This window comes from Nocardioides sp. NPDC051685 (assembly GCF_044453405.1).
Classification (GTDB): domain Bacteria; phylum Actinomycetota; class Actinomycetes; order Propionibacteriales; family Nocardioidaceae; genus Nocardioides.
The window spans coordinates 156,547-168,499 of record NZ_JBITCR010000005.1 but is presented as its reverse complement, the minus strand read 5'-3'; the positions used below and the strand labels follow the sequence as shown (position 1 = coordinate 168,499).

General features: G+C 71.9%; 9 protein-coding genes. 3 read left to right on the top strand and 6 right to left on the bottom strand.

Going from position 1 to position 11,953, the window contains the following annotated elements; all coding sequences use genetic code 11:
• Positions 1-5 precede the first annotated feature (5 nt).
• From ACIA03_RS16260 to ACIA03_RS16250, 3 genes are all read right to left on the bottom strand, one after another.
• Positions 6-1,379: a condensation domain-containing protein gene (locus ACIA03_RS16260; RefSeq protein ID WP_396984225.1), complete on the bottom strand. Its 1,374-nt coding sequence runs from the start codon at positions 1,377-1,379 to the stop codon at positions 6-8.
• The gene (locus ACIA03_RS16255; RefSeq protein ID WP_396984223.1) at positions 1,360-2,802 is read right to left on the bottom strand and encodes a condensation domain-containing protein; all 1,443 of its coding nucleotides are present in this window, start codon (positions 2,800-2,802) and stop codon (positions 1,360-1,362) included. The genes ACIA03_RS16260 and ACIA03_RS16255 overlap by 20 nt, the downstream gene beginning before the upstream one ends.
• A 76-nt stretch (positions 2,803-2,878) precedes the next feature.
• The gene (locus ACIA03_RS16250) at positions 2,879-4,264 is read right to left on the bottom strand and encodes a condensation domain-containing protein (RefSeq protein WP_396984221.1); all 1,386 of its coding nucleotides are present in this window, start codon (positions 4,262-4,264) and stop codon (positions 2,879-2,881) included.
• A gap of 315 nt (positions 4,265-4,579) precedes the next feature.
• Between ACIA03_RS16250 and ACIA03_RS16245 the strand changes: the two genes are divergently transcribed.
• Positions 4,580-5,932 carry a hypothetical protein gene (locus tag ACIA03_RS16245; protein ID WP_396984219.1) on the top strand — a complete coding sequence of 451 codons (1,353 nt, stop codon included), beginning with the start codon at positions 4,580-4,582 and terminating at the stop codon, positions 5,930-5,932.
• Between the two features lie 2 nt (positions 5,933-5,934).
• On the opposite strand, the gene ACIA03_RS16240 is transcribed toward ACIA03_RS16245, so the two are convergent.
• Complete coding sequence (locus ACIA03_RS16240) at positions 5,935-7,200, bottom strand: glycosyltransferase (protein ID WP_396984217.1); 1,266 nt, start codon at positions 7,198-7,200, stop codon at positions 5,935-5,937.
• A gap of 38 nt (positions 7,201-7,238) precedes the next feature.
• On the opposite strand from ACIA03_RS16240, the gene ACIA03_RS16235 reads away from it, so the two are divergent.
• Together ACIA03_RS16235 and ACIA03_RS16230 are read left to right on the top strand one after the other, a co-directional pair.
• The gene (locus ACIA03_RS16235; protein WP_396984215.1) at positions 7,239-8,657 is read left to right on the top strand and encodes a hypothetical protein; all 1,419 of its coding nucleotides are present in this window, start codon (positions 7,239-7,241) and stop codon (positions 8,655-8,657) included.
• 12 nt (positions 8,658-8,669) lie between these two features.
• Positions 8,670-9,611 carry an alpha/beta hydrolase gene (locus tag ACIA03_RS16230; protein ID WP_396984213.1) on the top strand — a complete coding sequence of 314 codons (942 nt, stop codon included), beginning with the start codon at positions 8,670-8,672 and terminating at the stop codon, positions 9,609-9,611.
• A 9-nt stretch (positions 9,612-9,620) separates the two neighbouring features.
• Here the strand turns inward: ACIA03_RS16230 and ACIA03_RS16225 are convergent, their stop codons facing one another.
• Positions 9,621-11,150 (bottom strand): amino acid permease, encoded by a 1,530-nt coding sequence (locus tag ACIA03_RS16225; protein ID WP_396984211.1) that lies wholly within the window; start codon positions 11,148-11,150, stop codon positions 9,621-9,623.
• A 40-nt stretch (positions 11,151-11,190) separates the two neighbouring features.
• Positions 11,191-11,949, bottom strand: coding sequence for an ethanolamine ammonia-lyase subunit EutC (gene eutC, locus ACIA03_RS16220; RefSeq protein ID WP_396984209.1), 759 nt, complete (start codon positions 11,947-11,949; stop codon positions 11,191-11,193).
• Between the last annotated feature and the right edge of the window lie 4 nt (positions 11,950-11,953).

Here is an 11,953-nt window from a genome sequence, read left to right as displayed (position 1 = left end):
GGGACTCAGGGCTCGGCGCGCAGGACCGCGAGCTCGTCGGGCTGACGGGAGAGCTCGGTCAAAGTGTGGCGGAGCCTGCCGAGGAGGGCATCGACGGACGCTGATGCCACCGTCGTGTCGGGGTGGCGGACGCGGACGGCGAGGCCGGTATGGGTGCGGGAGAACCAGATCTGGACGTCGTCGGCCTGGGTGGCGGCCGAGATGTGCTGGGCGTCGCGGTTCACGTGCGCAGAGCCGCCGGGGAGGTGGCGGTAGTCGACCCAGGAGACGACGAAGACGTCGCTGCGGGTCTGCACCAGCGGCTCGGTGAGCGAGCCGAGGACCTGGTCGAGGGGCACCGAGCCGAGGCGTACGCCCTGACGGACGGCGTCGCCGGCCTCGGCCAGACCCACGTCGGTGAGCGAGGCGGGGACCGTGAGCGGAACGGTGGTGGTGTACCAGCCGATCGAGCGCCTCAACCGTTCGACGGAGCGGGTGGAGACCGGCGCCATCGTCTCTAGACGATCACCGCCGCCGAGGTCGGCGAGGGCGGTGGCGAGGGCGGCCAGGACGGCGGCGTACGTCGAGGCGCCGCTGTTGCGGGCACGCGCGCCGATGCGATCCATCAGGTCGGCACCGGCCAGCGGAACGACGGCGGTGGCCTGAGCGGCCCGCTCCCCCGGCTCGAGGCCGAGCGGCAGCGGGAAGGTCGGCAGCTGGTGTCCCCGGCCGCCGAGGAACTCGCCCCAGCCGCGGAGCAGCGGGTCGTCATGAGCGACTCGGGCGGGACCGTCGGAGCCCTGCGAGACGGCCTCGAGGAACGAGGTCACCGGCGGCAGCGAGGGCTCATCACCACCCTCGGTGAAGGCGGTGTAGAGGGCCGCGAGCTCCTCGACCGCGACGGCGACGGAGTGGGCGTCGCAGTGGAGGTGGTCCATGCCGAGGACGATCGTGGAGCGGTCGGGACGGGAGATCGCGGCAGGCAGGAAGGCGGGATAGCCGAACGGTCCACACCTCTCGTCGAGGGCGGCGTGCAGCACGGCGCGGGTCTCCTCGACCGTCCTGGTGTGACCGACGGTGGTGACCGACCAGGTCAGGGTTCCGGGGTGGTGGCGACGCGCCCGCGGCCCGTCGGACCCGGCGACGACCTCGAGCTGCAGGCTGCCGTGGCGGGCGAGGAAGGCGCGCCAGGTGCGCGAGAGCGCGACCGGCTCGATCGGGCCGTCGACCTCGAAGGCGGCCGCGAGCCAGACGGTCGGTGCCCCGGCCATCGCGCCGGCGAGGTGGTTGCGCTGGTTGAGCGAGAGCTCGGCGGGCGCGCCGTGCGGCGGGGCGGAGAGGTCCCAGCGCAGCAGCGTGCCCGGCCGGGGCTCCCACAGGTCAGCGGTCGTGACCAGCATGTCCGGTCCCGATGATCTGGTCGGCATCGACAGGACGCACCGGCAGGCCGAGGTCGGCGAGCACGTCGTGGAGCGCCTCTGCGTAGGTCACCACAGCCCGCCCACCCGTCTCGGTGTCGGGACTCTGGGTGGCCAGCTCGAAGCGGTCGGCGAAGCGGTTGACCCACAGGCTCGCGTTGGCGGTACGTCCCTCACCGGTGAAGTGCAGCCCGGTGTCGAACGGGGTGGTGCCGGCGCCGGGGAACTTGCGTACGTCGAGATAGGAGACCATCTGCGGGCTCGCCAGCTCGGTCGGCGCGAGCACCCCGCCGGCGACCATGGCGCCCAGCGGGACGTGGACCGGGGTGCGGGCCAGCTCGCGGGCGGTCCCGAAGGCCTTCTCCGCGGCGAGCACCGTCTCCGCGAAGGTCTCCCCCAGCGGCATCGAGACGGGTGCGAAGTTGCAGAACCAGCCGTGGGACATCGCGGTCTGCTGCGTCCGGGTGCCCAGCACGGTGATCCCCAGATAGTCCGCGCTGCCGGTCAGGCGCTGCTCGGTGTGGGCCAGGAGCGCGAAGACGCCGCTGGTGAACCGGCCACCGGCCGCACGGCACAACGTCTCGAGCGCGTCCACCGCCTCACCCTCGAGGGCGGTCCATCGCCGGACCCGGACCGGCGCGGTCTCGCCCGCGTCCAGCCCCAGGGAGACCGGGAAGCGCGGCAGCCGCCCACCGTGACGCGAGACGATGTCGATCCACTCGCGCACCGCCGGTGTCTCCGCGTCGCACTCGGCGGCGAGCTGCCCCTCGGCCGCGGCGTACGTCACGAAGCTGCCGGCCTCGGGCAGCGGCTCGACCTCGGCGCCGAGCGCGGCGGCGTAGGCGGCGCCGAGCTCGGCCGGGACCATCAGCTGCGAGGCGCCGTCGGTGAAGGCGTGGTCGCAGCCCCAGAAGTAGGTGAAGCCGTCCTCATGCACGATCGCGCCGAGGAGGAACGGCGCCCAGGAGTCGGGGCGGCACTGCTCGTCCCACAGGCCGACCAGGAGGTCCTCCCAGCCACCGGGCCAGTCGGCCGGCGCCTCGACCTCGACGGCCTCGAAGGCGATCGCCTCGGCCGGGACCAGATGCCGCACCGGCACGGATCCCGACAGGTCGAACCAGGTCCGCAGGCCCTCGTGGCGGCCCACGAACGAGCCAAGCGCCTCCGCATAGGCGACAGCCGAGAAGGCGCCGGAGAACTCACCGGCCGTGCCGGTCCAGGCGCGGTGCACCCCGCCGGCGGCGACCTTGGCGCGATAGGCGTCGAGATGGTCGGCCTGCAGGAACGAGGGCGCACCCGGCGAGACCGGCGCGGCATCGGCCGCCGCCCGACACTCGGCAGTCGGCCGCAGCACGAACACCCGGCCCGGGGCCGGCGCCAGCTCCGCGAGCGCCGCGATCCTCATGCCGCCGCCTCCGTCGAGGAGAGCAGAGAATACGGAAGCGGCGCCATGAGCCCGATTGTCGTTCGCTGTCGCTCACTCATGCGGTGCCCTCGAGCGAGGCGGCCTCGGGCCGTGCGATCTCCTCGAAGAGGTCGCTCATCCCGCCGATCAGGTCGCGCACGACCCGCTCGGCGGCGACGGTCTCCGGGTAGCGCGTGGAGACGTTGAGACCGTCCCGGTCACGCACGAGCCAGAGGTAGACCTCGTCGTCGGCGCGGACGGGGGCCCGCAGCGTACGGGCGTTCCAGCCGTTCCAGCGCTCGGCGCCAGGGATGAAGCGGGTGTCCACGAAGGTGACCACGAAGTGGGGCGCGTCCGAGACACCGAGCAGGTCGGCGACCCGCGCGAACGGCTGCGGGACCAGGGGCTTCGTCTCGGCGAGCGCCGCCTGGACGCGGGCGACGACCTCGGGCAGCGTCGTCGCGCCGGTGATGTCGAGGGTGACCGGGACGAGGCCGACGTACCAGCCGACGGCGGCGGCGTGCTCGGCGGTGTAGCGGGTGTGCATGGGGGCCACGAAGCGCATCCGCTCCACGCCGTGCTGGGCACGCAGGACGTACGCCATCGCGCCCATCATCCCGGCCTGGAAGGAGACGCCCGCGCTCTTGCACAGCTCGCCCAGCGCTCGGGCCTGGCGGGGGTCGCCGAGCCACTGCGACAGGCTCGCCTGCGGCAGCGGCGACGCCGAGGCGGGTACGTCGGTGATGCCCGCGACCGGGAAGTCGGCGAACCGGAGCCGCCCGTCGGGACCGGTCAGCCAGTCGCGCCAGATTCGCACCGACTCGCTCTCCAGCGACATCGCATCGCCGGTGACCCGCTCCTCGGCGGCGTGGTCGATGTGGCTGCCGGTGGTGGCCACGGCCAGGTCCGCGAACGGCTCACCGGCCAGCGCCCGCTCGTAGAGCGTGGCGATCTCCTCGAACCAGAGCAGCTGGGAGTAGGCGTCCATGACGCCGTGGTCGGCGCCGAAGACGAGGGTGAAGCCGTCGGCGTCGGCCACCGTCGCGAAGACGACGTAGGGCCAGGCCGAGGGGTCGATGTGGTCGGCGAGGAAGTCCGAGAGGCAGCCCCGGGCGTCGTCGCCGTCGAAACGGCCGAGCGCGGTGGTGGTCACCGACACATCCTCGGGGGCGACCGTGCGTCGCCGTCGGCCGGCGGGGGTCCCCTCGACGGTCCCGCGCAGCGCCTCGTGGCGCCCGATCCAGGCCCGGAGCGCAAGGCCGAGCGCCGTGACGTCGAGCTGCCCGGGCAACCGCATGATCGAGCCGATCCAGGATCCTGCCTCGGCGGTGTCGAGGTGCAGCTCGTGGTTGTGGGACAGTCGGCGGTCGTCGTCGACCCAGGCACGCGGCTCCGCGGTGGGGATCCACGCGGTCACCTCGCCCGGGGGGACGTCGTACGCGGACAGCTCGGTGTACTCCATCGGAGGTGGAGTTCCTCTCTGAGGTGGGGGGCTCATTGCGGCAAACGCCCGTCTCCGGGGACCCGAACGAACCTCAAGAACGCCGTAGCCCGAGATGGCGACCCGCCTGCGACGACAGCGATGTCGTCACATGTCGCGGCCTATTGTGCACACAGGTGCGGACCTGAATTCGACTGCCCCCGGACGTGGGAATCGCCACACATCTTTAAAGCCCTGGGGGGTTTACATGACGTATCAAGTCCGATTGACTCCTCCCCCTGCGCGCGCTCCCGCCCCGCCCTGCCCGGCTGCCCGCTCTATCTCGAGGACTCCCCCATGCCAGCTGCCACCCGTGCACCGATCGACAACTCCGGCCGCCTGCAGTTCGCCGACGATCTCTTCGCCCGGCGTCATCGCGGTCTCGGGAGCCCGATCGCCAACCAGTGGATCTGGCGGCTCAACAGTCCCTATGACGCCGACCGGCTGCGCTACATCGCGGCCGGCCTGGCCGAGGGCGGGCTGTCGCGGAGGCTGCACCGGGCGAAGTTCCCCGGGGCCCGCGACCTGTGGACCAACGCCGATCGCGAGCCGTCGATCGAGCTCTACGAGGAGCTCCTCCCGGTCGCCCAGATCACCGACTGGCTCCAGGAGCGCCACAGCGACCACCTCGACCCGCACGAGGGCCTGACCTACCGGCTCGCCGCGATCAACCTCGACGACGGCACCTCGGTCGTCTCGATGCTGCTGGCCCACGCCGTCGGCGACGGCGGCTCGGTGCTCGACGCCGTGTGCCGGGCCTCCCGCGGCGAGCCGCTGCGGCTGCCGCCCGCCCCCGCCGACGGCTGGCACCGGCTCCGCGCCGAGGCGGCCGACAGCCTCGCCCAGTGGCGTGCGGTCCGTGACTGGACCAAGGCCCGCCGGCAGGCGAAGAAGGACGGCACCGCCGCACTGGCCACCAAGGCGCCCCGCGTCTACCCGGAGACGACGCCGAACCCGGCGCCGGAGACCTGGCGGATGCCGCGGATGATCACCGAGTTCGACACCGAGACGATGACGAAGATCGCCGCCGAGCACGGCGGCTCGACCAACGCCTGGTTCATCAACGTGGTCGCCGACCTGCTCGTCCGCATCGACCACGTCCCGGTCGACCGGGGCGACGTCCCGGTGTCTCTGCCGATGAGCGACTTCCAGCCCGGGGACGTACGCTCGAACTCGACGCGCGTGGCCATGGTCGAGGTGCCCCGCGACGTGCTCGAGCGGCGCGATCTCGCCGAGATCAAGAAGCTCTCCAAGGCGGCCTACATCCGCCTCGGGCAGGCCGGTCCGGGGCTGGTCCCGGTGCCGCTGGCGATGATGCAGATGCTGCCCGACGCGGTGCTCGACAAGCTCCCGCAGCCGCCGGCCGCGGCCTGCATGGCCTCCAACCTGCCCCAGCTCCCCGACGACTACCGCTACGCGATGGGCGAGGACGTACGTCTCGTGGCCGGCCTCGCCGGCTACCAGAACGCGACCGCCCAGGACGCCTACGACGTCGGCGGCGGGATCATCGCCTGGCTGATCCAGTCGGGGCCGCGTACGACGCTCAACCTGGTCGCCGCCGAGCCCGACCGTGTGCCCGACCTGGACTTCCTGAAGAAGCTCGTCGTCGAGGAGCTCGGCTCGTGGGGTCTGACCGTCGAGGTGTGGTGACGCTAGCGGGCTCGCCCGAGCGCGTCAGCGGCCCTGGCCACCGCGACCTCGGGCGTGATCAGCAACTTCGCGACCTCGGCAGCCCGCTCGCGCACGCCCGGCATCAGCACCTCACCGAGCGCGGCCCGGAGCCGGTCGCGGTCCAGGCGGGCGGCCCGGAACGAGGTGCCGACGCCCAGATCACCGAGCAGGCGGCCCCAGACGGGCTGGTCGGCGGAGTACCACCCGACCACGCTCGGGATCCCCGCACGCAGCACCGCTGCCGTGGTGCCCGCGCCGCCGTGGTGGACGGCGGCGACGCACCGCGGCAGCACTGCGGCGTGGTCGACGGCACCCACGAGACGTACGTGTTCGGGGACGTCGACCTCGAAGGAGTTCCAGCCGCTGCTGACGAGCGCGCGCAGGCCGAGCTCCTCGGTCGCGGCCGCGACATCGGCCACCAGCCGGGCAGGATCGGCCACCGGCATCGACCCGAAGCCCACATAGACCGGCGGATAGCCCGCCGCGAGCCAGTCGCCGAGGTCGTCGGCACTGGACCCGTTCGCGGCGGTCTCCCCCAGCCGGAGCCGGTCGGCCTCGCTCAGCGCCAGGAAACCGGCGAACGGACTCTGGATGCCCCACTCCTGCCTCAGCCCGGGGACGAGCAGCGGGTCGTAGGCCTGCACCTCGACCGCGCCGCGGTCGCGGAGCCGGGTCTGCAGCCCGGTGCGGGCGGGCGGCAGGCCGAGCGCGACACGCTGCGCGTTCTCGGCCTCGCGGGTGAGCTCCCAGCGCATCCGCATACCGAGGTCCCACGCCTTCTGCTGGACCGCCTCGGGTCCGGGCACGACCTTGACCGACCGGTTGGAGCGGACCGGGAAGTAGTGCAGCGCCGCGAACCCGGCGCCCACCCGCTCCGCGAGCGCCGAGCCGACCTCCTGCCCGAGGAGACCGGCGACGACCACGTCCGCGCTGCCACGCTCCCCCGCCAGCGAGACCAGGTCGCGGCGGAAGTCGTCCCAGCCGTGGGCGGAGACCTCTCGCACCGCCCTGACCCGGGTGCGAGGATCGACCGAGCGCATCTCCTCGCGCACCAGGCTCGAGGCGAGCAGCGCACCGCTGTCAGGGCCGACAGCATGCGGGGTCAGCCCCAGCCGTGCGGCCAGCGGCACCAGGTTGGGCGCGACCCCGACGGTGACCTCGTGGCCGCGACGGCGCAGCTCGAGGGCCACGGCGAGCGCCGGCTGCACGTCGCCGCGGCTGCCCATCAACCCGAAGACGAACCGCATCGCGTCCCAGAATCCCCCAACGACAGGACCCAGACCACATGCCCGAGCCTGTGATGCTGCCCTCACTCCCGCCCGCCGGCCCCGGGGCCCGCCCGGCGCCGTTCGCTCCCGAGCGGACCAACCGGCTGACGTACGACGACGAGGTCTTCCTCCGCTCCGCGACCGTGATCGGGGTCCCCGTCGTGGGTCAGACGGCGTGGCGCTTCCCGGCCGAGATCCCGGTGAAGGCGGTCCAGCAGGTCGTCGACGAGCTGGCCAAGGGCCCGCTCAACCGCCTCGTCGTACGCCCGAAGGTGATCGGTGCGCGGTCCCGCTGGGTGCCCGCGACGACGGCCGAGCCCGTCCGCCTGCACCCCGACCCGCTCAAGCCCGACCAGGTCATGGCCTGGCTCGACACCACCACCGACGAGGTGCCCTTCGACCCGGTCAAGGGACCGCTGTGGGCGTTCTTCATGGCCTACACCACCGATGGCGGCACGGTGGTGACCTACAACGCCTCGCACATCGTCTGCGACGGCGGGATGAAGCTCGGCGCCCTGATCGCGGCCGTACGCCGCCAGCCCCTGCCCCGGCTCCCCTTCGACGATCCCGCAGCGGCCGAGGTCACCCGCAAGGACGACCGGCGCGACGCCCGGACGATGGCGAGCGCCGCGGCCCGCGGCCTCCGGGCGGCCCGGAAGGCCGGGAAGGTTCCGGCGCTCGAGGCCCAGTCCTCCGAGAAGCGGCCGGTGCCCGCTCCTCAGCCCGACGACGACGTCGTCCACGAGGTCGCCTTCGCCGGCGCCGACTGCCCAGTCGCGGAGTGGAACGCGGCGGTCGAGCGCGCCGGCGGCACGTCCAACACCCTGCAGATCGCGATCTCGGTCGAGGTGCTCCTCGCGGCCGGGATCGTACGCCCCGGCGAGCCGGTCAAGATGTCGCTGCCCGTCTCGATGCGCGGCGAGGGCGACCTGCGCTCGAACGCCACCTCGGGGGTCTCGATCGCCGTCGAGACCGAGCTGCGCGACGGCGTCGGCCGGGTCACCGACCTCGCCCACATCCGGGAGCGGTCGAAGAAGGAGTTCTCCGCGCTGTTCAAGGGCACCCGTCCCGACCCGATCGCCCACATCGCGCCGCTGGCGCAGATGATCCCGGATCGCGTCGCGAAGCCGCTGCTCAAGAATGTCGTCACACCGCTCGGCCTGGCCTCCAACCTGGGCCGTCCCGACCCCGACTTCATCGCGCCGTTCGGCGTGGCCGCCGACTCGATCGTCTTCCGCGGCCTCGCGCTCGGCGCGACCCGCGGCGAGCTGCGCCGGATGCGGGGCGGGGTCACCTCCTGGTGGTGCGAGGTCGGCGAGACCTGCACCTTCGGCATCCGTGCGCTCGACCCCGACGCGGTCCCCGACTCCGAGCGGCTGAAGGAGATCGTGACCGACGTCTACGGACGTTGGGGCCTGGTTCCTTCCTTCTGGTGAGAGGATGCCGTCATGACGATCGACGTACTCGGTGAGCCCTACACCGTCGAGACCATCGAGCTGGCCGAAGACTTCGAGGGCCAGGTCGTGGCCACGCTGGTCAAGCGGCCCGCCGACGGCGACGCGAAGGCCGCCGTCCTCTATGTGCACGGCTTCTCCGACTACTTCTTCCAGAAGGAGTACGCCGAGTGGTGGACCGCACGCGGCTACGACTTCTATGCGCTCGACCTGCGCAAGTACGGTCGCTCGCTGCGCGAGCACCAGTCGGGGACGTACGTCGGTGATCTGGGCGAGTACTTCGACGAGATCGACGCCGCCTGGGAGCGGATCACCGAGCGCGACGGCCACGCCAAGGTCATGCTCAGTGCCCACTCCACCGGCGGTCTGACCACCTCGCTGTGGGCCGACGACCGCCAGCCCGACGAGCTGGCCGGGATGGTCCTCAACTCGCCGTGGCTCGACCTGCAGGGCTCCTTCCTGCTGCGCGAGGTCGCCACCCCGGTGGTCCGCCGGATCGGCCACCGGGCGCCGATGCGTGAGCTCGGCCGCGACGTCAGCGGCTTCTACACCATGTCGCTCCACGTCGAGCACGACGGCGAGTGGGAGTTCGACCTCGGCCTCAAGCCGGTCGGCTCCTACCCGATCCGGCTCGGCTGGCTCAAGGCGATCCGTGACGGCCACTCCCGGCTCCACCGGGGCCTGAAGGTGAAGGCCCCGGTGCTGGTGCTCTCCTCGGACCGCTCCAGCAAGCCCAAGGAGATGGGCGAGCTCGTCCACTCGACCGACATCGTGCTCGACGTGCGCCAGATCCGCCGTTGGGCGACCGCGATCGGCAGCCACGTCACCTACGTCGCCGTCCCCGGTGCGAAGCACGACGTGATCCTGTCGCGCCCCGAGGTCCGCAAGCAGGCCTACGCCGAGATCGAGCGCTGGCTGGCCGCGTACGGCGTCTGAGCCCCGGCGTCAGTCGAGGGTGGTCTTCGGCCCCTTGAACCAGGTCCGGGCCGAGACCGCCCACCAGATCGCGAGGACGACCAGCGAGCCGACGGTGAGGATCGGGGCGTAGTTGACCGACTCCCACGAGAAGTCGTCGCTGGTGATCCAGCCCGACGGCACGAACGGCAGGATGAAGTAGACCGAGATGATCGCGATCTCGGCGACGGCGACCAGGTTGAGCCACTTGTAGTGCCGGCCGAGGGTCCACTGCCCGGTCTCGAAGGAGTCGCCGGCCTTCCAGCGCAGGAAGATCGGGATCGCGAAGGCGAGGTAGAGGCCGATCACCGCGACCGAGGTGATCGCGTAGAAGGCCAGCGGGATGCCACCGACGCCCCAGAGCGCGGGGAGCGTGATGACCGCGCCGACGACCGCGACCAGCAGCACCGCGTTGACCGGGACCTTCCGGGACTCGTTGACCTTCGCCCACAGCGAGGAGCCGGGCACCGCGCCGTCGCGAGAGAAGGCGTACGTCATCCGGGAGGCGCTGGTCAGGCAGGCGGTGGTGCAGAAGAGCTGCCCGGCGGTCGAGATCAGCAGCACCACGAAGTGCCAGGAAGTGGGCAGCGCCTGACCGAAGATCACATCGACCGCGCCACCGCCCTCGCTCACGCCCTCGGGGTCCTGCACGGCGAAGAGGAACGCCAGCAGCAGGACGTACCCGCCGACGGCGGAGTAGAAGATCGAGCGCCAGATGCCCTTGGCCGCGCCGTCGGCGGCGCCCTGGGTCTCCTCCGAGAGATGTGCGGAGGCGTCGAAGCCGGTGATCGTGTACTGCGTCAGCAGGAACCCGAGCGGGAGCACCAGGAACCAATACTTCGCGTCGGCGTAGCCGGAGTTGTTGATCCGCTCGGTGAAGACGTAGCTGAAGCTCTGGTGGTGGTCCGGGACGATGACCAGCACCAGGACCACGACAGCGGCGCCGGCGACGTGCCACCACACCGAGATGTTGTTGATGACGGCCAGCAGGTGACTGGAGAAGATGTTGGCGAGCGCGGCCAGCACCAGGATGACCAGGAAGATCAGGTAGACGCGGCCAAGCGAGTAGCCCTCCGCCCAGCCCTCGCTCAGGGTCGAGAGCGTCAGGTCGAGGAAGGTCGCGGCCCCGTACGCCACGCTGGCGGTCACCGCGAGCAGCCCGATCAGGTTCAGCCACCCGGTGAAGAAGCCCGCCGCCGGTCCGCCGAGCTTGGCCGCCCACCAGTAGATGCCGCCCGAGGTCGGGTACGCCGAGACCAGCTCGGACATCGTGAAGCCGATGATCAGGATGAGGCCGGCGATGATCGGCCAGCCCCAGGAGATGGCCACCGGTCCGCCGTTGTTCCATGCCTGGCCGAACGTGGTGAAGCAGCCGGCGAGGATCGAGATGATCGAGAACGAGATGGCGAAGTTCGAGAACCCCGACCAGGTGCGGGCCAGCTCCTGCTTGTAGCCGAGCCTGGCCAGATGTGCTTCGTCGTCTAGCTGGACCAGCTCGACGGTTTCGTGTGCCTCGGGCATGGCACGCCTCCGGATCTCGTGGGGGTGGATGAGCCTGAGGTTAGGAATCGTGCGTGGCGGCGGTCGTCGCGCCAGGTAACAGCCCTGTGAAAGATCCGTCCTTGAGTGCCACGCCGGTCGCGCCGAGCGCCCTGGCCCCGGCGACCAGGCTCGCGATGGTGCGTGCGGCGGTCGCATGGTCCAGACCGTGGGGCGGGCGGATGTTGGAGACGCAGTTGCGGGCCGAGTCGAGGATGCCGGGCTGCGGGTCCCAGGTGAGGTAGGCGCCCAGCGAGTCGCTCGAGGAGAGCCCGGGCCGCTCCCCGATCAGCACCAGGACCAGTCGCGCGCCCAGGGCCCGGCCGATGTGGTCGCCCAGCGCCACCCGGGCCTGGGTGGCGACCACCGGCGCGGCGACGGTCATGGTCCCGTCGAGCAGCGGGATCAGGTGCTCCAGGAGCGGCACCGCGTGCTTGGCCACCGCCTCGGCGGAGAGCCCGTCGGCGACGACGACCGCGATCTCGGCCCCGCCCGGCGCGAGGTCGAGGTCGGCACCGGGAACCCGACCGAGGTCCGGCCGGGTCAGGTAGGTGGCCCGGTCGGGTGCCGCGGAGGCAACCGCCAACGGCGTACCCAGTCCCAGGCCGTCGAGCGCCTCGACGAGGGCGGCGACGTCGAGCGGAAGGTGGACCGCGTCGCGGGCCGCGGCGTGCGCGGCGCCGAAGGCGAGGAACTCGGCGGTCGGGACCGCGTTGCCGGCCCTTCCCAAGCCGATCCGGGCAGGGGTGGCTCGGCGCAGCGGCTCCCAGAACTCACTCATCGCG

Excerpts from the sequence above, each read along its gene's own strand:
- ACIA03_RS16260 (WP_396984225.1), bottom strand. The coding sequence starts at position 1,379 with ATGCTGGTCACGACCGCTGACCTGTGGGAGCCCCGGCCGGGCACGCTG.
- ACIA03_RS16255 (WP_396984223.1), bottom strand. The coding sequence starts at position 2,802 with ATGAGGATCGCGGCGCTCGCGGAGCTGGCGCCGGCCCCGGGCCGGGTG.
- ACIA03_RS16250 (WP_396984221.1), bottom strand. The coding sequence starts at position 4,264 with ATGGAGTACACCGAGCTGTCCGCGTACGACGTCCCCCCGGGCGAGGTG.
- ACIA03_RS16245 (WP_396984219.1), top strand. The coding sequence starts at position 4,580 with ATGCCAGCTGCCACCCGTGCACCGATCGACAACTCCGGCCGCCTGCAG.
- ACIA03_RS16240 (WP_396984217.1), bottom strand. The coding sequence starts at position 7,200 with ATGCGGTTCGTCTTCGGGTTGATGGGCAGCCGCGGCGACGTGCAGCCG.
- ACIA03_RS16235 (WP_396984215.1), top strand. The coding sequence starts at position 7,239 with ATGCCCGAGCCTGTGATGCTGCCCTCACTCCCGCCCGCCGGCCCCGGG.
- ACIA03_RS16230 (WP_396984213.1), top strand. The coding sequence starts at position 8,670 with ATGACGATCGACGTACTCGGTGAGCCCTACACCGTCGAGACCATCGAG.
- ACIA03_RS16225 (WP_396984211.1), bottom strand. The coding sequence starts at position 11,150 with ATGCCCGAGGCACACGAAACCGTCGAGCTGGTCCAGCTAGACGACGAA.
- eutC (WP_396984209.1), bottom strand. The coding sequence starts at position 11,949 with ATGAGTGAGTTCTGGGAGCCGCTGCGCCGAGCCACCCCTGCCCGGATC.